The organism is Lentzea sp. DG1S-22 (assembly GCF_036321065.1).
GTDB lineage: Bacteria > Actinomycetota > Actinomycetes > Mycobacteriales > Pseudonocardiaceae > Lentzea > Lentzea jiangxiensis.
Window position 1 is genome coordinate 8,402,699 of record NZ_CP143276.1, and the last position, 21,439, is coordinate 8,424,137.

Below are 21,439 nucleotides of genomic sequence, written 5' to 3' on the forward strand. Positions count from 1 at the left end.
GTGGCAGATCCCTCGACGTACCGCCCCGCCGTGGGCACGATCCCCGAGGCTCCCGGCGTCTACAAGTTCCGCGACGCCGGTGGCCGGGTCGTCTACGTCGGCAAGGCGAAGAGCTTGCGCAGCAGGCTGAACTCCTACTTCGCCGACATCTCCGGTCTGCACCCGCGCACGCGCCAGATGGTGACGACGGCGGCCTCCGTCGAGTGGACCGTCGTCACCACCGAGGTCGAGGCGCTGCAGCTCGAGTACAACTGGATCAAGGAGTTCGACCCGCGGTTCAACGTCCGGTACCGCGACGACAAGTCGTACCCGGTGCTGGCCGTGACGCTGCACGAGGACTACCCGCGGCTGCACGTGTACCGGGGCCCGCGCAAGAAGGGCGTGCGGTACTTCGGCCCGTTCGCGCACGCCTGGGCGATCCGCGAGACGCTGGACCTGCTGCTGCGCGTGTTCCCGGCGCGCACGTGCTCGGCCGGTGTTTTCAAGCGGCACAACCAGATCGGCCGCCCGTGCCTGCTCGGGTACATCGACAAGTGCTCGGCGCCGTGCGTCGGCAAGGTGTCGGCGGACGAGCACCGCGACATCGTGCTCGACTTCTGCGACTTCCTGGCGGGCAAGACGGACAACATGGTCCGCCGCCTGGAGCGCGAGATGCTGGAGGCGTCGCAGGAGCTGGAGTTCGAACGGGCCGCGCGCCTGCGCGACGACCTGGGCGCCCTGCGCCGCGCGATGGAGAAGCAGGCCGTCGTGCTCGGCGACGGCACGGACGCGGACGTGATGGCGTTCGCGCAGGACGAGCTCGAGGTCTCGGTCCAGGTCTTCCACGTGCGCGGCGGCCGGGTGCGCGGCCAGCGCGGCTGGGTGCTCGACAAGGTCGAGGCGGTCGACGACGCGGCGATCGTCGACCAGTTCATCATGCAGTTCTACGGCGACAACACCGAGAACACCCCGCGCGAGGTGCTCGTCCCGGTCCTGCCGGACGACGCTCCCGCGCTGGAGGACCTGCTCTCCGAGCAGCGGGGCTCCCGCGTGGCGTTGCGCGTCCCGCAACGGGGCGACAAGCGCGCCCTGATGGAGACCGTGGCGCGCAACGCCTCCGAAGCGTTCGCCCAGCACAAGCTCCGCCGCGCCGGCGACCTGACGGCCCGTTCCGCCGCCCTGCAGGAGATCCAGGACGCGCTGGCCCTCGACACGGCGCCGTTGCGCATCGAGTGCGTCGACATCAGCCACGTCCAGGGCACCGACGTGGTGGCGTCGCTGGTCGTCTTCGAGGACGGCCTGGCCCGCAAGTCCGAGTACCGCCGCTTCGCCCTCCGGGAAGCGGCCACCGAGGGCGACGTGGCGTCCATCGCCGAGGTGGTCCGCCGCCGCTTCCAGGCGATGCTGCGCGAGACCGCCTCGGGCGGCCCCAACCCGGGCATCGACCCGGACACCGGCAAACCCCGCAAGTTCGCCTACCCGCCCAACCTCCTGGTGGTCGACGGCGCCGGCCCCCAAGCCGCCGCCGCGGCCGACGTCCTCGCCGAGCTGGGCATCACCGACGTGGCCGTCGTCGGCCTCGCCAAGCGCCTGGAGGAGGTCTGGGTCCCCGGCGAACCCGACCCGGTGATCCTCCCGCGCACCAGCGACGCCCTCTACCTGCTGCAGCGAGTCCGCGACGAGGCCCACCGCTTCGCCATCGCCTACCACCGCCAGAAGCGCTCGAAGCGCATGATCGCCTCCGAGCTCGACGACGTCCCGGGCCTCGGCGAGACCCGCAAAGCCGCCCTGCTCAAGCACTTCGGCTCGGTGAAGAAGCTGCGCCAGGCCACAGTGGACGAGATCAGCGGCGTGCCGGGCGTGGGCCGCCGCACCGCCGAGGCCGTGGTGGCGAGCCTGGCGGCGGGCGGGAAGTCCTGATGGTGGCCGGCCACCCGCACCCGGCCGCGCCGGGCTCGGGTGCGGGGAGCGCCCCGGCGGCGAAGCCGGACGTGCTCCCGCCCGCCGCCCGGCTCACCCGCCGCGCCCTGACCGAAGCCGTCGGCCTGCGCCGACTCCCACCCTCCGCCGAGGCGCTCCTGTCCGAACTGGACGCGCCGCCCCGCCTGGCCGCCCACCTGCGAGCCGTCCACGACGTGGCGTGCGAACTGGTGTCCTGGGTGGAGCGCCACCACCCCGAAGCGGCGGTCGACGGCGACGCGGTGGAGTTCGGCGCGGCCACGCACGACATTGGAAAGGTGTTGCACCCCAACGAGTTGTCCGGCCCGGGCTCCGCACACGAACCCGCCGGCCACGAGTTGCTCCTGGCCCGCGGGACCGACGAACGGCTGGCCCGCTTCGCACGGACGCACGCGTCCTGGACGGAAGACGGCATCGAGCTCGAAGACCTGCTGGTCAGCCTCGCCGACAAGGTGTGGAAGGCGAAGCGCGTCCCGGACCTCGAACAGCTCGTCACCGAGCGCCTCGCCGCCGTCGCCGGACAGGAGCCGTGGGAGGTCTTCCTGTCGCTGGACGACGAGCTGGACCGCATCGCGTCAGGCGCCGACGCACGACTGGCGTTCCAGGCGAGCTACCCGGTTTCGCCGTGACCGCGACGCAGGCGCCCACCGCCACTCGCACCTCGGCGCCGCCGAAGGACTCGGCCACGCCGACGATTCCCATTGCACCGGCCCACGCGCCACACCGGTTCGCACGCCGTGCCACAGCGGACCACCCGCCTGCCACGGACCACCCGCTCCGCCGGACCATCCGGCCTGGCGCCAGCCACCCTTCCGCCGCATCGAACGGCGCGCCGCGCGCCTGCGGGTTTTTCGCGGCACGGAACCACCCACCGTGCCGGACTGCTCGCCGTGCCGGTCCACGCCGTGCCAGGCCCACGCCTCAGCGCGCTTCCACGCGCTTCGAGCCCGCCGCCTCGGCGCGAACTCGCCGACCCTCTCGGCACGCCCAGCGCGTCCAGCACCATCCGCCGTGCCGCTCCAAGCGGCCCGTCCCGCGCCTCCGCGCGCTTCCACGCGCTTCCCGCCTCCTCGGCGCGAACTCGCCGACCTTCTCGGCACCACTCATCGCGTCCAGCACGACCCGCCGTGCCGGTCCACGCCGTGCCAGGCCGCACGCCTCAGCGCGCTTCCACGCGCTTCGAGCCCGCCCCTCAGCACCACCCACCGCGACCAGCACCACCCGCCACACCGGCCCCACAAGCCCCACCCGCCCTGCGAACGCACCGAAATCCGGGCGAGGATCGTGACCACGGCCACGGCACGCCCGTGTCAACGGCCGAACCTGCCGCGCGCGAGGGTCGTTCCGGTGGAGACTCGGCACCGGGAGCGCCCGCGTGGCCCCCAGCACCCAGCAGCTCGCCCAAACGAGAGCGTGCAAGCAGCGCTCATGAACAGGTAACGGAGTCGTAGTCGTGAACGCGGAGAAGTCCGGCATCGAAGTCGCCGTGGTGACCGGGCTGTCCGGTGCGGGCCGCAGCACCGCGGCCAAGTGCCTGGAGGACCTCGGCTGGTTCGTCGTCGACAACCTGCCCCCAGAACTCATCGCCACCATGGTCGAGCTCGGCGCGCAGGCGCGCGGGGCGATCACCAGGGTCGCCGTCGTCATGGACGTGCGCAGCCGCGCGTTCACCGAGGACCTGGCCGCCATCATCAAGGACCTCGACGCGCGCGGGTACAAGCCGCGCGTGCTGTTCCTCGAGGCCACGGACGCCGTGCTGATCCGGCGGTTCGAGGCGGTGCGGCGCGGTCACCCGATGCAGGGGGACGGGCGGCTGCAGGACGGCATCGAGGCCGAGCGGATCCTGCTCACGCCGCTCAAGCAGGAAGCGGACCTGGTGCTCGACACGAGTGCGCTGAGCGTCCACCAGCTGCGGGCCAAGATCGAGGACACGTTCGGCACCGAGGCCGCGACGCGCACCAGGGTCACCGTGCTGAGCTTCGGCTACAAGTACGGGCTGCCGATGGACGCCGACCTCGTCATGGACGTGCGCTTCCTGCCGAACCCGTTCTGGATCCCGGAGCTGCGGGAGCAGACGGGTCTCGATGGTGAGGTGCGCAACTACGTGCTGTCCCAGGAGGGCGCTGACGAGTTCCTTGACCGGTACCACGAGCTGCTGAGGCTCATCGGTGCCGGTTACCGGCGTGAGGGCAAGCGCTACCTGACGCTCGCGATCGGCTGCACGGGTGGCAAGCACCGCAGTGTGGCCCTGAGCGAAGAGCTGGCCGCGCGGCTGGCGAGCGAGGACGGCATGGCCGTGAAGGTCGTGCACAGGGATCTGGGACGCGAGTGACGAAGTTGAAAGCTGTTGCTTTGGGCGGCGGGCACGGGCTGCACGCGACGCTGAGCGCGTTGAGGCGGGTCACCGACGACGTGACGGCCGTGGTGACCGTCGCGGACGACGGGGGCTCGTCGGGACGTCTGCGGCGCGAGCTGTCCCACCTGCTGCCTCCGGGCGACCTGCGCAAGGCCATGGCGGCGCTGGCGGGGGAGGACGAGTCCAGCAAGGTGTGGACGTCCCTGTTCACGCACCGCTTCGGCGGCACGGGGGCGCTCGCCGGCCACGCCGTCGGCAACCTGGTGATCGCCGGGCTGCTGGAGCAGCTCGGCGACCCGGTCGCGGTGCTCGAGGTCGCGTCGAGGCTGCTCGGGGTCAAGGGGCGGGTGCTGCCCATGTCCAACGAGCCGCTCGACATCGAGGCCGACGTCATGGGCCTCGACGAGGACGTGAGGGACGTGCGGCGCATCCGGGGGCAGGTCGCGATCGCGACCACTCCGGGGCTCGTGCAGCGCATCCGCCTCACGGCCCCGAACGGGCGACCTGTGGGCTGCCCGGAAGCAGTACAGGCTGTACTTGACGCCGATCTTGTGTTACTCGGGCCGGGATCGTGGTTCACCAGCGTCTTGCCGCATCTGCTGGTGCCCGAACTCCACGACGCGCTCGTGCGCACGCGTGCCAAGAAGGCCCTCGTGCTCAACCTCGTCCCCCAACCGGGTGAAACCGCCGGTTTCTCTCCGGAGCGGCATTTGGACGTAGTCTGCGAGCACGCACCCGAGCTGAAGGTGGACGCGGTGATCGCCGACGTCGACTCGGTCCCGACCCCGGACCGGCTGACGCGAGCCGCCTCGGCACTGGGCGCGCGTACGCATCTGGCGAAGATCGCCGCACCGGACGCCGCGGAACGGCATGATCCGGAGGCGCTTGCCGGTTGCCTGAGGCAGGTGGTCGAGGAGACCGGAGTGGGAGGGACTGGCCAGTGGCGATGACGTCGGCGGTCAAGGACGAGCTCAGCAGGCTCGCGGTATCCAAGACCTGTTGCCGCCGCGCGGAGGTGTCCTCCCTGCTCAGGTTCGCGGGCGGCCTGCACATCGTGTCCGGCCGGGTCGTCGTGGAGGCCGAGCTCGACCTCGGGTCCGCGGCCCGCAGGCTGCTCAAGGAGATCCAGGCGCTCTACGGCCACCACGCCGAGGTCTTCACGATCCAGTCGAACGGCCTGCGCAAGGGCACCCGCTACGTCGTCCGCGTGGTGAAGGACGGCGAGGGTCTCGCTCGCCAGACCGGCCTGCTCGACCCGCGCGGCCGCCCGGTCCGGGGCCTGCCCGCGCCGGTCGTGTCGGGCGGTGTCTGCGACGCCGAGGCGGCGTGGCGCGGCGCGTTCCTCGCGCACGGCTCGCTGACCGAACCGGGCCGCAGCTCGTCGCTCGAGATCACCTGCCCCGGTCCCGAGGCCGCGCTGGCACTGGTCGGCGCCGCCCGCCGCATGGGCATCGCCTCCAAGTCGCGCGAGGTCCGCGGAGCCGAGCGCGTGGTGATAAGGGACGGCGACGCCATCGGCGCGATGCTGACCAAGCTCGGCGCGCACGACAGCGTGCTGGCGTGGGAGGAGCGCCGGATGCGGCGCGAGGTCCGCGCCACCGCGAACAGGCTCGCGAACTTCGACGACGCGAACCTGCGCCGCTCGGCCCGCGCGGCCGTCGCGGCCGCCGCACGGGTGGCGCGCGCGTTGGAGATCCTCGGCCCGGAGGCACCCGACCACCTGGCCGCCGCGGGGCAGCTCCGCCTCGCGCACCGCCAGGCGTCGCTCGAGGAGCTGGGCCAGCTCTCCGACCCGCAGATGACCAAGGACGCGGTGGCGGGCCGGATAAGGCGTCTGCTGGCCATGGCGGACAAGCGGGCCAAGGACCTGGGACTGCCGGACACGGAGTCGGCCGTCACCGCGGAGATGCTCGAAGCCGAGGTGTGAGCGAGCTCGGCCGGCTCGGGGTCAGATCATCCCGAGCTGGCTGAGCAACGGCGTGGCGAGCGTGCGCGAGTACAGGTTCGTCACGTGGTTGTTGCGGTACACCACGACGTTGCCGACGACGGCCGGGCAGACGCCGTCACGGCAGTACCAAGGCGTGAGGTCGACGATCGTCGTGCGCGGGAAGCCCGTCGCCGCCTCCACCAGCGGATCGCCCTCGCCCGCGAACGCCGCGGCATGCGAGGTGCCGCAGGCGGCGACGTCGCGGCGGTGGCGTTCGAGGCAGCGCGGCACCTGGCCGTCCGGCCGGGGCAGGTCCTTGACCACCGCGACGGGGATGCCCGCGACCGAGAACGCGGTGAGCATCTCGCGGTAGCCGCGCAGCATGTCCTCGCGGGTGTTCCAGGTCCACTTCAGGTCGCTCTCGTAGGCCTCGCGGCTCATGCCCGACAGCACCACGAGGTCGGGCTTGAGGGCCTTCACCCGCTCCAGCACCCCGAGGTTCTGCTCCGAGCACACGGTGAACGGCCAGCCCGCCTCCGACGGCGGCACCGTCGTGAACGGGCAGCCGTTGCGCGTCATGGCCTTCACCTTCCACCGGCCGCGCCCCGGGCCTTCGGCGAAGTCGACCAGCGGGGTGCTGTACTGCGCCGCGTGCGAGTCGCCGAGCAGCACGAGCGTCTTCTGCGCCGTGGGCTCGCCCCACGAACAGGCGTCCTCCGGCAGCGTGAGGAGGTAGACGTGGCAGTCGGCGTCGCCGCTGCCGCCGTAGGGGCCGTCCTCGTTCGCCACGGCCGGATCCGGTACCAGCGGCACGCGGGCCGGGGCCGGCAGCGGGGCGCGCGGGTCGAACGCCATCGCGCCGGGGTGGTCGGCGTCGAGGACCATGCTGTTCGCGAGCCGGTCCAGCGTCCGGGCGGCGGCGTACCAGGGCACCGAGGCCGCGACCACCGAGACGACCACGAGCACCGCGCCGAACGCGTAGGTGCCGCGGCGGCGGCGGAACCGGTCCTCGACGTACCGCTTGGACAGCGCGGCGAGCGCGAAGCTGAGCACGGCGGCTGCGAGCATCTCCTTCTTGGACAGCCGCTCGTTGTCGCTCAGTTCGAGCATCACGACGATGACCGGCCAGTGCCACAGGTAGAGGCTGTAGGAGATGTCGCCGGTGTAGCGGACCGGCGCGACGCCGAGCAGGCGCCCGAGCAGCGTCCCGGTGGCGACGAGCATCGCCGCCGTGCCGAGCACCGGCACCGCGGCCACCCAACCGGGGAACTGCAGGTCGGTCGTGTAGTGCACGGCGCTGAACGCCACCGCGGCGAACCCCAGCCAGCCGAGCAGCTCCCGGGCCGCGCGGGGCAGCGAGACGCGGTGCAGCACCATCGCGGCCAGGCCGCCGACGCCGAGCTCCCACATGCGCGTCGGCGTCACGAAGTACGCGGCGCCGTGGTCGACGCGGGTGTAGACCACGGAGAAGACGAACGACGCCACCGTGACGAGTGCGACGGCGACCACGGCGTACCGCGCCGTGCGGCCGCCGAGGCGGCGGGCGAGCGCGGCGGTCGCGATCAGCAGCAGCGGGATGACGAGGTAGAACTGCTCCTCGACCGCGAGCGACCAGTAGTGCTGGACCGGGGAGGCGTCGGCGGTGGCGTGCCCGTAGTCGTTGGACAGCACCGCGAGCAGCCAGTTCTGGGCGTTCAGGGCGGAGCCGACGACCTCGCGCATGATCTTCGGCCACTGCGACCGCGGGAGCAGCAGCACGACGGCGGCGACGACGGCCAGCAGCGTCGCGGTGGCGGCGGGCAGCAGGCGGCGGATGCGGCGGGCGTAGAAGTCGCGCAGGCTCACGGTGCCGGTGCGGCGCAGTTCCGCGGTGAGCGTGCCGATGATGAGGAAGCCCGAGATGACGAAGAAGACGTCGACGCCGACGAAACCGCCCGGCAGCCACGACGGGCGCAGGTGGTAGAGCAGCACAATGCCGACGGCCAGTGCGCGCAGGCCCTGGATGTCGCCTCTCAGCGCGTGCTGAGGGCGCGGTGCCGGGTCGAGCGCCGGGGACGGGCGCTCGGCGGACAAGGTCGCCACAGGTGACTCCTGGTTGCGGAGGTCTGCGGACCGGGTCCGCGTTCGAGGCGCGGAGATTAACCCGAATGTGCAACCAGGGCTCAAGTTGATGTACGGATTGTGACCGAGTCGATCTGACCTGCGGCTTCAGTCGATCATGTGACCTGGCGTCCCGCCCACACGGCCAGCTGGGCCCGCGACCGCAGCCCCAGCTTCGACCTCGCGTGGGTCACGTGACGGGCGACGGTGTGCGGCGAGATCCCCAGCCGCTGCCCGATCTGCCGGTTCGTCAGCCCCTCCGCCACCAGCGTCGCCACGTGCCGCTCGCGGGCGGAGATCGCGCCGTCGGCGTCCTCGGTGACCGGCTGGGTGGTCAGGCCGTAGGAGATGGCCTGCGCCAGCGACATCCGCTCGCCGGTCGACTCCGCGGCGCGCAGCCGGGCGGCGGGGATCCGGGCGCGGCACACGGCGCGGGCCTCGTCGAGCAGGTCCTGCCAGTAGGGCTCGGCGCGGAAGTCGTAGCGGGTGCGGACGGCGGAGGCGGCGGTCAGCAGGGAGAGCGCGCGTTCGTCGTCGGAGCCCGTGCCGACCAGGGCCAGCGCGAGCCCTTCGAGGTCGTAGTACTGGTCCGCGGGGTGTTCGGAGCCGACGACGAGGCCTTCGCGGAACACCTCGACGGCCTCGTCGCAGTTCCCCCTGGCCAGGGCGATGGCGCCCGCGGTGTGCAGCACCGGGTGCAGCATGTGCGGCAGGCCGAGCAGACGCACGAGCGCCAGCGCCTCGGTGACGAGCGGCGCGGCCGGCTCGGGCTCGCCGTGCTGCACCAGCGTCCAGCCGTAGGAGTTCAGGACGATGGCGAGGGCGAGCTTGTCGCCGGAGTCGCGCAGGAGCGCGGCCGCCTCGTCGAACAGCCGCCGGGCCAGCGCCGTGTCGCCGATGTGGGCCTCGGCGGAGGCGAGCACCTCCAGGGCCCGGGCCGTCGTGCCGGGGCGGCCTGCGCCCGCGCCTTCGATCGCCAGGGACTCGGTCGCGAACCGGCGGGTCACGTGCCAGCCGCCGCGCAGGCGGTGGTGCATCGCGGCCAGCACCGCGAGGACGCTGCGGTACGCCGGTGGCAACGGCCGGGACAGCGCCCGGTGCAGCAGTTCGGTCGGGGCGCCGCGCGGTCCGCGGGGCGTGGAGGTCCAGGCGGTCGCGACGATCGTGAGGGCGTGCCGCGACCAGTCGCCGGTCTCGGCGGTGCGGGCCGCGGCCAGCTCGACCAGGCCGACGTGGCGGTCCAGGCGCAGCACGAGCGACGGCGCCGGGAAGAACGACGAGATCTCCGGCTCCACGACCGAACACACCCACTCGACCACACGGTCGGCCACAAGAGAGACGTCGTCGCTCTCGACCGCGCGTTCGTGGCAGTAGAGGCGAACGGATTCGAGCTGGCGGAACGTCGTGTGCCCACCGGTCCGGTCCGCGACCAGCAGCGACTTCTGCTCCAGGCCGGTCAGCAGGTCCAGCGCGTCGGGAACGCCGCACACCGCGCTCGCCACCCCGAGGTCGAACGGCGCGCCCAGCACGGCGAGGCGGCGCGACGCGGCCTGTTCCCTCGGCGGGAGCAGGTCGTAGCTCCAGCCGATCGCCGCGCGCAGCGTGCGGTGCCGGTCGTCCACCGAGCGCGGGCCGCCGGCCAGCACCGCCAGGCCGGTGCTCAGGCGGGCGGCGATCTCGGCGGGGGACAGCACCGGGACGCGGCGCGCGGCGAGCTCGATCGCCAGCGGCATGCCGTCGAGCGACCGGCACACGGCCACGACGTCGGCGACGTTCGACGCGTCCACCTCGAACGAGCGGTCCACCGAGACGGCGCGGTCGCGGAAGAGCACCACCGCGTCGTGGCGCACCGCCTCCGCCACGTCGGCGTCGGCGGGCGGCAGCTCCAGTTCGCCGACCGCGAAGACCTGCTCGCCGGCCAGGCGCAGCGGCTCCCGCGACGTCACCAGGACGCGCAGCCGCGGGCAGCCCGCCAGCAGGTCCTGCACGGCGTCGGCGGCGGAGGCCAGCAGGTGCTCGCAGTTGTCCAGCACGAGCAACGGGCGCCTGTGCCGCTCGACCTCGGCGATCACGGCCTCCCGCACCGACCGGCCGGGCAGCGGGTGCGCGCCGACGACGTGGTGGATCGCCTGGTCGACGTCCGAGGCGGGAGCCAGCGCCGTCCACCACACCCGGTCGGTGCGCCTGCCGGCGTGCTGGGCGGCGAGCCTGGTCTTGCCCGCGCCCGCCGGGCCGACCAGCGAGACGAGGCGTTCCCCGGCGAGCCGGGAGAGTGCCGCGAGCTCTTCGCGGCGTCCGACGAACGTGTCGAGCGGCGTGGGCACCGCCGAGGAGGAAGGGGAGTCGCCGCGAGCGGAGTTGCGTTCGCGGTAGGCGCGCTGACGACAGGCGTTCGAGCAGTAACGCCGGCCCTCGGCGATCGGGTTCCCACATGTCACGCAGGCGGCGTCGGCCGTCATGGCACTCAACCGTACCCGGCGCGTAACGGTCCGTAACACCCGCTGTTTCAGGGTATTGAGGCCTGCCCGCGCCGTCGGGACGATCCGGTGATGACAGCAGGGACCAGACCTCCGAACCCTTCTCTCGTCCCGCCGCAGGACCGCCTCGTGGTCGACGAGTGGCTCGCGCGCATCACCGCCGTCGTCGGCGGGGAGCCGGCGGACACCGGCCCGGAGGCGTGCCGCTCCGCCGCCGAGGCCGCGGAGGAGCTGAGCGCCTACCTCTGGATGCTCCGCTCGCTCCGCCGCCGAACGGCCTAATCAGGGCACGTTTCTCTGGCTCGATCAAGAGATCCGCACTATCCCTGTGACCAGGGACGCAGTTCGGCAGATAGGGTGGGCTTGTTCCTGCCCAAGCTGAACGCAAGGAGTCAGTCGTGACGGTTCGTGTAGGTGTCAACGGTTTCGGTCGGATCGGGCGCAACTTCTTCCGCGCCGTGAGGGCCGGCGGCCACGACATCGAGATCGTCGCGTTCAACGACCTCGGTGACGTCGCCACCATGGCCCACCTGCTGAAGTACGACAGCATCCTCGGTCGTCTGGACGCCGACGTGCAGGTCACCGACGAGGGCATCTCCGTCGACGGCAAGGTCATCAAGGCCCTCGCCGAGCGCAACCCGGGCGCTCTGCCCTGGAAGGACCTCGGCGTCGACGTCGTGGTCGAGTCGACCGGCTTCTTCACCGACGCCACCGCGGCCCGCGCGCACGTGGACGAGGGCGGCGCCAAGAAGGTCATCATCTCCGCGCCGGCCAAGAACGAGGACCTGACGGTCGTCATCGGCGCCAACGAGGAGAAGCTCGACGGCTCGCAGACGATCGTCTCGAACGCGTCCTGCACCACCAACTGCCTCGCGCCGCTGGCCAAGGTCCTCAACGACAGCTTCGGCATCGAGCAGGGCCTCATGACCACGATCCACGCGTACACGCAGGACCAGAACCTGCAGGACGCGCCGCACAAGGACCTGCGCCGCGCCCGCGCCGCCGCGCTGAACATCGTCCCGACCTCCACGGGTGCCGCCAAGGCCATCGGCCTGGTGCTGCCGGAGCTCAAGGGCAAGCTCGACGGCTACGCGCTGCGCGTGCCGATCCCCACCGGCTCGGCCACCGACCTGACCGTCACGCTCAAGCGCGAGGTCACCGTCGACGAGATCAACGCCGCGTACAAGGCCGCCGCCGAGGGCCCGCTGGCCGGCATCCTCAAGTACTCGACCGACCCGATCGTGTCGGCCGACATCGTCACCGACCCGCACTCGTGCATCTACGACGCGCCGCTGACCAAGGTGATCGGCAACCAGGTCAAGGTCGTCGGCTGGTACGACAACGAGTGGGGCTACTCCAACCGCCTCGCGGACCTGGTCAAGCTCGTCGCCTCGAAGATCTGAGTCCGGGAGCGAGTGCGTTGAAGACTCTCAGCGACCTGCTCGCCGAGGGTGTCGCGGGTCGGCGCGTGCTGGTGCGCGCCGACCTGAACGTCCCCCTCGACGGAGACAAGATCACCGACGACGGCCGCGTCCGCGCGTCGGTCCCGACGATCAAGGCCCTCGCCGACGCGGGTGCCCGCGTGGTCGTCACCGCTCACCTCGGCCGCCCCAAGGGCGAGCCGGACCCGAAGTTCTCGCTCGCCCCGGCCGCCGCCCGCCTCGGTGAGCTGCTCGGCACCGAGGTCCCGCTGGCGTCGGACCTCGTCGGCCCGTCCGCCACGTCCGTGGTCGGCGCGCTGACCGACGGCGGCGTCGTGATGCTGGAGAACGTCCGCTTCGACGCCCGGGAGACCTCGAAGGTCGACGCGGAGCGCGAGGAGCTGGCCGAGGAGCTCGCGTCGTTCGCGGACGCGTTCGTGTCCGACGGCTTCGGCGTCGTGCACCGCAAGCAGGCTTCGGTCTACGACGTCGCGAAGAAGCTGCCCGCGTACGTCGGCGGTCTCGTCGAGGCCGAGCTCGGCGTGCTGCGCAAGCTCACCGACGACCTGGAGCGCCCGTACGTCGTCGCGCTCGGCGGTTCGAAGGTGTCCGACAAGCTCGGTGTCATCGCGAACCTGCTGACCAAGGTCGACAAGCTCCTCATCGGCGGCGGCATGGCGTACACGTTCCTCAAGGCCCAGGGCCACGAGGTCGGCACGTCGCTGCTGCAGGAAGACCAGCTCGACCAGGTCAAGGGCTTCCTCGCGGAGGCCGAGAAGCGCGGCGTCGAGCTCGTGCTGCCGGTCGACGTGCTGGTCACGGCCGAGTTCGGCAGCCCGGAGCACGACGTCGTCGGCACCGACGCGATCCCCGCCGACAGGATGGGGCTCGACATCGGCCCGAAGTCGCGCGAGCTGTTCGCCTCGAAGCTGGCCGACGCCAAGACCGTGTTCTGGAACGGCCCGATGGGCGTCTTCGAGATCGAGACCTACGCCGGCGGCACCCGTGCCGTCGCGGAGGCCCTGGTCGCGTCCGAGGCGTTCACCGTCGTCGGCGGTGGCGACTCCGCCGCGGCCGTGCGCGCGCTCGGTCTGCCCGAGGACGGTTTCTCGCACATCTCCACCGGTGGTGGCGCGTCCCTCGAGTTCCTGGAGGGCAAGGAACTCCCCGGCATCAGCGTTTTGGAGTCCTGATGGCAGCCCGGCTCCCGCTCATCGCGGGCAACTGGAAGATGAACCTCAACCACCTCGAGGCGATCGGCCTCGTGCAGAAGATCGCCTTCTCCCTGCCGGAGAAGTACTTCGCCAAGGTCGAGGTCGCCGTTCTTCCCCCGTTCGTCGACATCCGCAGCATCCAGACGCTGGTCGACGGCGACAAGCTGCTGATCAAGTACGGCGCGCAGGACATCTCGCGGCACGACTCCGGCGCCTACACCGGTGAGGTGTCCGGCCCGATGCTCGCGAAGCTCGGCTGCCACTACGTGGTCGTCGGGCACTCCGAGCGCCGCGAGTACCACGGCGAGACGGACGCGATCGTCAACGCCAAGGTCAAGGCGGCGCTGAAGGTCGGCGTCACCCCGATCTTCTGCTTCGGCGAGAAGCTGGACGTCCGCGAGGCCAAGGGTCACCTGGAGCTCGTGCGCCAGCAGCTGGAGGACGGCCTCAAGGGCTTCACCGCCGAACAGGTCGCCAAGATCGTGTTCGCGTACGAGCCGGTCTGGGCCATCGGCACCGGCAAGACCGCCTCCTCGGCCGACGCGCAGGAGGTGTGCTCGCTGGTCCGCTCGTTCGTGGCGGAGAAGTACGGCGAGGAGACCGCTGCCGTCGTCCGCGTGCTCTACGGCGGTTCGGTGAAGTCGTCCAACATCAGTGAGCTCATCGGGCAGAAGGACATCGACGGCGCTCTCGTCGGCGGCGCCAGCCTGCAGGCCGACGAGTTCACCAAGCTGTGCGCTCTGGCCGCCGGCGGGCCTCTGCCCTAGGTTGATCAGAGGTGCCGACCGCTCACCCTGGTCCGCCTCCTCCGGTGTCCCGCTGACCACCGCAGGAGACGGCTAAGGTGAGCGGTCAGCGCGTCTGAACCCTTAATCCCACTGGTTGCACACGTTCGGCAGTCGAACAGGTACTCTATGGCGTCGGCTGCCTGACAGCGAGGAAGAAATGATCCTGTTCCTGCAGATCCTGTTGATCGTCTCCAGCGTGCTGCTGGTGCTGCTCGTGCTGCTGCACCGCGGCCGGGGCGGTGGCCTTTCCTCGCTGTTCGGCGGCGGTATGCAGTCGAGTCTGTCCGGTTCCTCCGTTGTCGAGAAGAACCTCGACCGCCTGACGCTGTTCGTCGGCGCGATCTGGGTCATCGCCATCGTGGGCATCGGGCTGCTGATCAAGCTCCCCGGAGCCTGATCTTCCGTTCAGCGGCAGAAGCCCTCAGGGGCTTGGGGTAACCACTTGGTGGGGGTGTAACGGTCGATGTCTGGTGGTAACGCGATTCGCGGTACCCGCGTCGGCGCAGGCCCGATGGGTGAATCGGAGCGCGGCGAGTCCGCGCCCCGTCGTCGGGTGTCGTACTGGTGCGCGAACGGTCACGAGTCTCGGCCTTCCTTCGCGGTCGACGCGGAGATCCCGGAGAACTGGGACTGCCCGCGTTGCGGCCTGCCGGCAGGTCGTGACGAGCAGACGCCACCCGCGCCTCCGCGCAACGAGCCGTACAAGACGCACCTTGCGTACGTGAAGGAGCGGCGCTCCGACGCGGACGGCGAGGCGATCCTCGAAGAGGCTCTCGCCAAGCTCCGCCGTCAGCGCGAAGAGCCGTAAGCCTGGCTCGCGGAGCAACTCGGATCCACGTGCAGGGCCCCCTCTACTGCGGAGAGGGGGCCCTGCACGTGGATCCGGGGGAGACGGACGCGCTGCCGGTCCGGCTAGCGGCGCAGCCCGCTGAACTGGCGGCGCAGCATCGCCGCACCCACGAGCAGGAAGAACAGCAGCACCACGAGAGTGCTGGTCGTGCCACCCGACGAGCTCGACAGCGTCACGTCGACGTTGCCCACGAGCACGATTCCGCACTCCGCGCGCACCTTGTGGCGGCCGGGCTCGATGTTCGTGAACCTCACCGGGGAGCGGAAGTTCCCGTCCTCGTCGGCGACGGTCTGGCCGACGTCCTGGCCCAGCGACCGCAGCGTCACATTCGCGCCCTTCGGGCAGCCCGTGCCCGTCGCGGTCAGGTCGTCGCCGGGCTGGATGTTCTCCTTGTCGAGCACCAGGACGCCGTCGCCGGGGTCGGTCAGCGCGTCGGTGGACGAGGGAGGGGTCTCCGAGGACGACGGCGGCGTGGACGTCGTGGACGTCGTGGTCGCCGGGGGAGTCGTGGTCGTGATGACCGGCGGGCGGGTCGTCACCGGCGGGTTGGTCACCGGGGGGTTGGTGACGGGCGGCTGCGTGGTGGTGACCGGCGGCCGCGTGGTGGTGACGGGGGGAGGGGGCGTCACGGTGAACCTGCCGAACGCGGACCGGCCGCACTCGTCGGTCGCGGTGTAGCTGTACGTGGTCGGCTTGGAGCCGGCCGGGATGGTGGCGGTGACCGAACCGTTAGCCGCCCAGGGCGCGGTGGCCAGTACGCTTCCCGCCCAGTTGATGCGCATGGTGCCCTTGCACCTGTAGAAGCCCGACCAGGTGAAAGCCGCGGTCGAGCCCGCGGGTCCGCTGCTGGGGCTCACGGTCACCGAGGGCGCCTGCTGGGCCACCGCCGGTGTGGCGCTCAGCACCGTAACACCGGCCGTGATGGCCACGAGTAAGCCTGAAGACCGCATTCCCTCTCCCCGGATCAGAACCTAAGGTGCGCTAGTGAGACGTCGCATGGCCGGTGCAGGTTTACTGCTGTTGTGCGGAATTATGCTGCTCCCGTCCACGGCCTCCGCACAGGACTCGTCCGTGATCCTCGAGGCCGATGTGGACGGTAGGCCGGTCGGAGTAGGGACGCTGGTGCTGGACCCGTCGAAGACCGCCAAGGTCTCCATCACGGTCCGCAACAACACGAGCACCGTCCAGCGCGTGAAGACCGTGCGGATCAGCGGCACCGCGCTGGCGTTGACCTTCTTCGCTTACGACACAACGGTTCCGTTCGACGTGCCGGCGAAGTCCTCGGAGACCCGGTCGTTCCCGCTCGAGCCCACCGACCTCGGCTCGCAGGCGATCGGTCTGCTCCCGGTCGCGGTCGAGGTGGTCGACACCCAGCGGGACACCATCGCGTCGGTCGAGACGACCGGCGACATCAGGGGCTCGCTCTGGTCGGTCTACGGGGCGTTCGGCCTGGGCGTCCTCGTGCTGACGGGGTTGTCGTGGGCGGGGGCGTTGATCGCGTTGGCGCGCAGGCGACTTCCCGCGAACCGGTGGCAGCGCGCGATGCGGTTCCTGCCCGCCGGGATCGGGACCGGGCTGATCGCGGTGATCTCGTTGTCGGTGCTGCGGCTGGTGGCGCCGTCGCCGACGGCGGAGATCCCGTTCATCCTCGGCGCCGCGGCGGCAGCGTTCTTCCTCGGCTACGTGACACCGCATCCGGGTGGGAGGCAACCGTCCTCAATGGACGCGGAGACCGTGAGGTTCCGGCTGTGAACCAGTCCAGCGTGGTTGCCGCCCTGCCGCAGTACGCCGTCGGTGAGCAGATCGGCGAGGGCGGCATGGGGGTCGTCTACGGTGGCGTGCACCGGCAGCTCGGGCGTCCCGTGGCGATCAAACGGCTTCCGCACGCGGTGGCCGAGGACCCGCGGATGAGCGAGCGCTTCGAGCACGAGGCGCGGCTGCTGGCGCGGCTGGACCACCCGCACATCGTGCCCGTCTACGACTACGTCCGGCAGCAGGGCGAGCACCTGCTGGTGATGGAACGCCTCGACGGCGGCACGGTCTGGTCGCGGTTCGCGAGCGACGGCCTCACGGCGCAGCAGTCGTGCGGGATCGTGCTGGCGGCGCTGAGCGGTCTGCACGCCGCGCACGAGGCCGGGGTGCTGCACCTCGACGTGAAGCCCAAGAACCTGCTCTTCACCTCGAACGGCGTGGTGAAGGTGGCGGACTTCGGCATCTCCCAGGTGGTGTCGGAGGGCGCGACTCTCGTGACGCACGGCGGCGCGGTGCTCGGCACGCCCGCCTACATCGCGCCGGAGCAGGCGATGGGCAACCCGTTGTCGCCGGCGGCGGACGTCTACGCGACCGGCACGGTGCTCTACGAACTGCTGTGCGGCGACCTGCCGTTCGGCCGCGGCGGCGGCCCGATCGCCATGATCCAGAAGCGGGTGTTCCAGGACCCGCGGCCGTTGCCGAAGGTGCCGGAACCCCTTGCGGGCGTGGTGATGCGCAGCATCGCGCGGGAGCCGGAGGCCCGCTACCGCAACGCCGAGACGTTCGCGATCGACTTGGCGGGCGCGGCGGCCCACCTGTTCGGCCCGGACTGGCTGCTGCGGCTGACCATGCCGGTGCACCTCGCGCCGCAGGTGTCGGCGTCGTCCACCCGTCCGTCGCTGCGGCCCGTGCCCGAACGCGACACCGTCACGCTGACGGGGCAGCGGATCCGGGCGACGCTCGTCGACCCGGTCCCCGCCGCGCGGCTGAGCGGCGGCAGCACGCTGGTGCCGGCCGCGCAGGTGATCAAACCGCCGTCGGCGCCGTGGGCGCTCTGGCTGGTGGCCGCGCTCGCGTTGATCGCTCTCGTCGTGGTGCCGTTCGTCGCGACCGGCACGCCGCCGGACACGAAGATCACGCAGGACCTCGCGGACCCGGTGAAGGTCGAGGGCACGCATCTGGTCGTGACGGCCGCGGGCATCCCGCTCGCCGACGTGCCCCAGCGCGGACCGGAGGGCTTCGTGCTGCCCGGTGCGGCGCGGTGGATCATCGGCGGTGTCGTGACGGCCCAGGTCGACGAGCAGCCGCCGTTCCTGCTGGAGTCGAGCCGGACGCCGTGGCTCAGCCTCATGGGCACCGGCTCGCTGCTGTTGCTGCTCTTCACGTTCGCGTACCTGGAGTCGAACCTGCGCGCGTTGCGGCGCCGGCAGACCGGCATGGCGGCGGTGATCGCGTCGGTGCCGCTGGGGCTCGGGCTGGGACTCGCCGTGTGGCTGCTTGTGTCCGTGTTGCTCAAGCACGAGCCGACGATGTCCATCGCGCTGACGTGCGGTGTGCTCGGCGCGGCGGCGGCGTTGAGCGCGTCACTCGCCTCTAAGCGGCCCTGACCGCCCGCTCGACCAGGTCCGCGAGCTCCCTCGCGTACTCGGAGACGTCGGTGTCCGGCCGGGCCCAGAGCTCGGCCGGTGCCGCCTCCATCGCGGCGACCACCGTCACCGCCATCACCCGCGGCGAGAACTGCCGCAGCTTACCGGCCTGCTGACCCTCGCGGAACATGTCCTCCAGCTCGGTCAGCGTGCGCGCGTTCTGCTCCTCCGACCACGTCCGCGCGGCTTCGGCGTCCCGCGCCGCGGCGGCGATCTGCCCGATCGCGACCAGTTCGGCGGGGTGCTCGGCGCAGTAGTGCACGAAACCCTCGACGAGCGCCCGCAGGGCCGAGACGTACCCGTCGGCGTTCTCGGTGCGCGCGGTCAGCGCCCGGTCCATCGAGTCGTGCACGGTCAGCACGACCTGCTTCATCAACTCCTCGCGCTTCGCGAAGTGGTACGTGATGAGCCCCGGGCTGATGCCCGCACGCTGCGCGATCTGCACGAACGACGCCTTGGCGTACCCGATCTCGGCGATCGTCGCGATGGTCGCGGCGACGATCTGCGAGCGCCGGGCATCCTCGATGAAGCTGCGCTTCTGGTCGCCCGACCGATTTTCTGATTGCATGACCAGTAGCCTAGTTGAGCAACTAGTCAGGGGGAACGATGTTCAGTCGGAAGGTGTTCCTGAAGTCCGTCGCGGGGGCCGCCGCGCTCGCGACCCTTGGGCCGGGTGCGGCGTCGGCGGCACCGAAGAAGCGCGGCGGCGTCTGCTACGACACGGGCGTGCTGCACGCGGTCGGGGAACCGTTGAGCCGTGTGCGGTGGAGCCGCCGCCGGCTGGAACAGGAGATCGGCCTGATCGCGGGCGACCTGAACTGCCCGTCGATCACGGCGTTCGGCACCGACCTCGGCCGCCTCGCGGAGACCACGGACGTGGCGCTGCGCCACGGCATGCGGGTCTTCGTGCAGCCGCGTCTCTACGACCACCCGCAAGAGGAGGTCCTGGAGCACATGGCGGAGGCCGCGCGCACGGCCGAACGGAAGCGGCACGGCGACAACATCACGTTCGTGACGGGTTGCGAGCACTTCCTCTTCACCCCGGGGATCATCCCCGGGGACTCGTTCCTGGAACGGATCGCGACCATCCCGGCGATCCCGGGCTCCGAGTGGCCGAACGTCGTCCGGCGCTTCCGCGCGTTCATGGCGGAGGCCGTCGAGGTGTCGCGCCGGGAGTTCCGCGGCCGCATCACCTACGGCGCGGCCGCGGGCGCCGACGCCGGGTGGAACGACTGGTCGCTGTTCGACCTCGTCGGGCTCGACTACTACGCGCACTTCGAGACCGACGCGGAGTACACCGCCGACCTGGACGGATACCGCCGCTGGGGCAAACCGCTCATGGTCCTCGAGTACGGCTGCTGCACCTTCACCGGTGCCGCGGAGGCCGGGGGGATGGGCTGGGACATCGTCGACCACGAGGCCGACCCGCCGGTGGTCAAGCCCGGCTTCGAGCGGGACGAACGCGAGCAGGCCGACCACGTCGCCCGCATGCTGCGCGTATTCGGCGCACAGCCCGATGTCGAGGGCTCGCACCTGTACTCGGTCATTTCACCGGACTCGCCGCACCACCCGACGTGCCGCGATCGGGACTACGACATGGCCTCATACAGCTTGCTGCGCACGATCCGTGAGCGGTTCGACGACGACAACTCTCCATACCGCCTGGAGCCGAAGCAGTCGTTCCACGCGTTCAAGCGCTTCAATCGGTGATGACGCGTTCCCTCGGGAACGACGCCGTCACCAGGAAGCCGCCGTCCTCGGTCGGTCCCGCCGAGAACTCGCCCCCGAGCAGCGTGGCGCGCTCACGCAGACCGACCAGGCCGTGACCACCGCTGGGCAGCGACGACGACGGGCTGGACGGGGCGGTGTTGCGCACCTCGACCTGCACGTTGTCGTCGTACTGGGCGTCGATGAGCACGGTCGCGCTCGCCCCGACGGCGTGCTTGCGGATGTTGGTCAGGGCCTCCTGCACCGTCCGGTAGACGGCGCCGGACACCGGTGCGGCGAGGTCCTCGACCGGGCCCTTGAGCTGGACGGTGACCTCGAAGCCCGCGTCGGCGGCCAGTTCGGGCAGCTCGTCGACGCCCGGCTGGTTGTCGTCGGTGGTGCGCAGGACCGACACGAGCTGACGCAGTTCGTCGAGGGTGCGCGTCGACAACGTGCGGATGGTGCCGGCGACCTGCTTGTGCTCGGCGTCGGCCACGGCCATGCGCAGCGCACCCGCCTGCATGGCGATGAGGCTGACCTGGTGCGACACGACGTCGTGCATCTCGCGGGCGAGCTTCGCCCGTTCGTCCGCGCGGATGGCGTGCGCGTGCAGCACACGCTCTCTCTCGCGTGACTCGGCCAGTTCGCGGATGCGGTCGGACAGCTCCTGCCGCGCGTGCACCAGCAGGCCGATCGCGATGGGCAGACCTGCCACCAGGAAGCCGTAGATCGCCGAGTGGAAGTGGCCGGACGCGGGCCGTTCGATCAGCTCCTCGAACGGCCAGGCGACGAACCGGCACAGCCACACCAGCGCGGCCGCGAGGCCCGTCTGCCAGCCACCGATGTAGCGGCGGGCGACCGTGTAGAGGGCGATCATCGCGGCGAGCTGCGACCAGCCGACGAAGAAACCGGGGATCGTCAGCACGAGCGTGAGGAACGGGAACCGGCGGCGCAGCACCAGCGCGCCGACCGCGAGCCAGTTGAGCCACAGCTGGTAGTCCTCGATCGGCGGCAGGTCCGTGATCGGGTCGGCCTCGAGCCACAGCCCGTACAGCCAGACGTCGAGAACGGCGAAGAAGATCAACGCCAGGTCCGCGAGCACCTGCCGGTAGTCACCACTGATCGGCCAGCGCGAGCCGGCCACCCTCTTCGACCGGCCGGCCGGGAGCAGCGTCGTGGTCAGGATCCGACCTCCCCTGTGAGCCTTCCGACCCTCACCGTACTGCGCATATGCGGCGGATGGCATTGGCTGCCCCTTCACCC

Annotated in this window: 19 protein-coding genes; 14 read left to right on the plus strand and 5 right to left on the minus strand. The window is 71.2% G+C overall.

What is annotated here, in order from left to right; translation table 11 throughout:
- The 5 genes from uvrC (at window position 1) to whiA (ending at window position 6,221) form a co-directional block, all read left to right on the plus strand.
- Window positions 1-1,899 carry an excinuclease ABC subunit UvrC gene (gene uvrC, locus V1227_RS40115; protein WP_329790273.1) on the plus strand — a complete coding sequence of 633 codons (1,899 nt, stop codon included), beginning with the start codon at window positions 1-3 and terminating at the stop codon, window positions 1,897-1,899.
- A complete protein-coding gene (locus tag V1227_RS40120; RefSeq protein WP_329790274.1) occupies window positions 1,899-2,567 on the plus strand; it encodes an HD domain-containing protein in 669 nt (222 codons plus the stop codon). The genes uvrC and V1227_RS40120 overlap by 1 nt, the downstream gene beginning before the upstream one ends.
- 845 nt (window positions 2,568-3,412) lie before the next feature.
- A complete protein-coding gene (rapZ, locus tag V1227_RS40125; protein WP_051784155.1) occupies window positions 3,413-4,270 on the plus strand; it encodes an RNase adapter RapZ in 858 nt (285 codons plus the stop codon).
- 5 nt (window positions 4,271-4,275) lie between these two features.
- A complete protein-coding gene (locus V1227_RS40130; protein WP_329794221.1) occupies window positions 4,276-5,244 on the plus strand; it encodes a gluconeogenesis factor YvcK family protein in 969 nt (322 codons plus the stop codon).
- A complete protein-coding gene (whiA, locus tag V1227_RS40135) occupies window positions 5,235-6,221 on the plus strand; it encodes a DNA-binding protein WhiA (protein ID WP_089958262.1) in 987 nt (328 codons plus the stop codon). The genes V1227_RS40130 and whiA overlap by 10 nt, the downstream gene beginning before the upstream one ends.
- A 21-nt stretch (window positions 6,222-6,242) precedes the next feature.
- Here whiA and V1227_RS40140 read toward each other — a convergent pair whose 3' ends face one another.
- Both V1227_RS40140 and V1227_RS40145 read right to left on the minus strand, forming a co-directional pair.
- Window positions 6,243-8,303, minus strand: coding sequence for an acyltransferase family protein (locus tag V1227_RS40140; protein WP_329790275.1), 2,061 nt, complete (start codon window positions 8,301-8,303; stop codon window positions 6,243-6,245).
- Between the two features lie 134 nt (window positions 8,304-8,437).
- Complete coding sequence (locus tag V1227_RS40145; protein WP_329790276.1) at window positions 8,438-10,780, minus strand: LuxR C-terminal-related transcriptional regulator; 2,343 nt, start codon at window positions 10,778-10,780, stop codon at window positions 8,438-8,440.
- 90 nt (window positions 10,781-10,870) lie between these two features.
- Here V1227_RS40145 and V1227_RS40150 point away from each other — a divergent pair, with 90 nt between their 5' ends.
- The 6 genes from V1227_RS40150 (at window position 10,871) to V1227_RS40175 (ending at window position 15,029) form a co-directional block, all read left to right on the plus strand.
- The gene (locus tag V1227_RS40150) at window positions 10,871-11,080 is read left to right on the plus strand and encodes a hypothetical protein (RefSeq protein WP_329790277.1); all 210 of its coding nucleotides are present in this window, start codon (window positions 10,871-10,873) and stop codon (window positions 11,078-11,080) included.
- Between the two features lie 116 nt (window positions 11,081-11,196).
- Window positions 11,197-12,201: a type I glyceraldehyde-3-phosphate dehydrogenase gene (gap, locus tag V1227_RS40155; RefSeq protein ID WP_329790278.1), complete on the plus strand. Its 1,005-nt coding sequence runs from the start codon at window positions 11,197-11,199 to the stop codon at window positions 12,199-12,201.
- Between the two features lie 17 nt (window positions 12,202-12,218).
- Window positions 12,219-13,412, plus strand: a complete 1,194-nt coding sequence (locus V1227_RS40160; RefSeq protein ID WP_329790279.1) for a phosphoglycerate kinase — start codon at window positions 12,219-12,221, stop codon at window positions 13,410-13,412.
- Window positions 13,412-14,200 (plus strand): triose-phosphate isomerase, encoded by a 789-nt coding sequence (gene tpiA / locus V1227_RS40165; protein WP_329790280.1) that lies wholly within the window; start codon window positions 13,412-13,414, stop codon window positions 14,198-14,200. Before V1227_RS40160 ends, tpiA begins: the two co-directional genes overlap by 1 nt.
- 178 nt (window positions 14,201-14,378) lie before the next feature.
- On the plus strand, window positions 14,379-14,618 hold the full coding sequence (secG, locus tag V1227_RS40170) for a preprotein translocase subunit SecG (RefSeq protein ID WP_030478109.1): 240 nt from the start codon (window positions 14,379-14,381) through the stop codon (window positions 14,616-14,618).
- A gap of 66 nt (window positions 14,619-14,684) precedes the next feature.
- Window positions 14,685-15,029 (plus strand): RNA polymerase-binding protein RbpA, encoded by a 345-nt coding sequence (locus V1227_RS40175; RefSeq protein ID WP_053738343.1) that lies wholly within the window; start codon window positions 14,685-14,687, stop codon window positions 15,027-15,029.
- A 104-nt stretch (window positions 15,030-15,133) separates the two neighbouring features.
- On the opposite strand, the gene V1227_RS40180 is transcribed toward V1227_RS40175, so the two are convergent.
- Window positions 15,134-15,976 carry a hypothetical protein gene (locus tag V1227_RS40180; protein WP_329790281.1) on the minus strand — a complete coding sequence of 281 codons (843 nt, stop codon included), beginning with the start codon at window positions 15,974-15,976 and terminating at the stop codon, window positions 15,134-15,136.
- A 166-nt stretch (window positions 15,977-16,142) separates the two neighbouring features.
- On the opposite strand from V1227_RS40180, the gene V1227_RS40185 reads away from it, so the two are divergent.
- Window positions 16,143-16,823: a hypothetical protein gene (locus V1227_RS40185; protein WP_329790282.1), complete on the plus strand. Its 681-nt coding sequence runs from the start codon at window positions 16,143-16,145 to the stop codon at window positions 16,821-16,823.
- Complete coding sequence (locus V1227_RS40190; protein WP_329790283.1) at window positions 16,820-18,430, plus strand: serine/threonine-protein kinase; 1,611 nt, start codon at window positions 16,820-16,822, stop codon at window positions 18,428-18,430. Before V1227_RS40185 ends, V1227_RS40190 begins: the two co-directional genes overlap by 4 nt.
- Here V1227_RS40190 and V1227_RS40195 read toward each other — a convergent pair.
- Window positions 18,417-19,037: a TetR/AcrR family transcriptional regulator gene (locus V1227_RS40195; protein ID WP_329790284.1), complete on the minus strand. Its 621-nt coding sequence runs from the start codon at window positions 19,035-19,037 to the stop codon at window positions 18,417-18,419. The two genes, V1227_RS40190 and V1227_RS40195, sit on opposite strands and share 14 nt — an antisense overlap.
- A gap of 38 nt (window positions 19,038-19,075) precedes the next feature.
- On the opposite strand from V1227_RS40195, the gene V1227_RS40200 reads away from it, so the two are divergent.
- Entirely contained in the window at window positions 19,076-20,179 is a 1,104-nt protein-coding gene (locus V1227_RS40200; RefSeq protein ID WP_329790285.1) for a hypothetical protein, read from the plus strand.
- Here the strand turns inward: V1227_RS40200 and V1227_RS40205 are convergent.
- A complete protein-coding gene (locus V1227_RS40205; RefSeq protein WP_329790286.1) occupies window positions 20,169-21,320 on the minus strand; it encodes a sensor histidine kinase in 1,152 nt (383 codons plus the stop codon). The two genes, V1227_RS40200 and V1227_RS40205, sit on opposite strands and share 11 nt — an antisense overlap.
- Window positions 21,321-21,439 lie beyond the last annotated feature (119 nt).

What these genes read in the sequence shown, in the direction of transcription:
- V1227_RS40175 (WP_053738343.1), top strand. Translation starts at nt 14,685, where the DNA reads ATGTCTGGTGGTAACGCGATTCGCGGTACCCGCGTCGGCGCAGGCCCG.
- V1227_RS40150 (WP_329790277.1), top strand. Translation starts at nt 10,871, where the DNA reads ATGACAGCAGGGACCAGACCTCCGAACCCTTCTCTCGTCCCGCCGCAG.
- V1227_RS40120 (WP_329790274.1), top strand. Translation starts at nt 1,899, where the DNA reads ATGGTGGCCGGCCACCCGCACCCGGCCGCGCCGGGCTCGGGTGCGGGG.
- secG (WP_030478109.1), top strand. Translation starts at nt 14,379, where the DNA reads ATGATCCTGTTCCTGCAGATCCTGTTGATCGTCTCCAGCGTGCTGCTG.
- V1227_RS40195 (WP_329790284.1), bottom strand. Translation starts at nt 19,037, where the DNA reads ATGCAATCAGAAAATCGGTCGGGCGACCAGAAGCGCAGCTTCATCGAG.
- V1227_RS40145 (WP_329790276.1), bottom strand. Translation starts at nt 10,780, where the DNA reads ATGACGGCCGACGCCGCCTGCGTGACATGTGGGAACCCGATCGCCGAG.
- tpiA (WP_329790280.1), top strand. Translation starts at nt 13,412, where the DNA reads ATGGCAGCCCGGCTCCCGCTCATCGCGGGCAACTGGAAGATGAACCTC.
- V1227_RS40200 (WP_329790285.1), top strand. Translation starts at nt 19,076, where the DNA reads ATGTTCAGTCGGAAGGTGTTCCTGAAGTCCGTCGCGGGGGCCGCCGCG.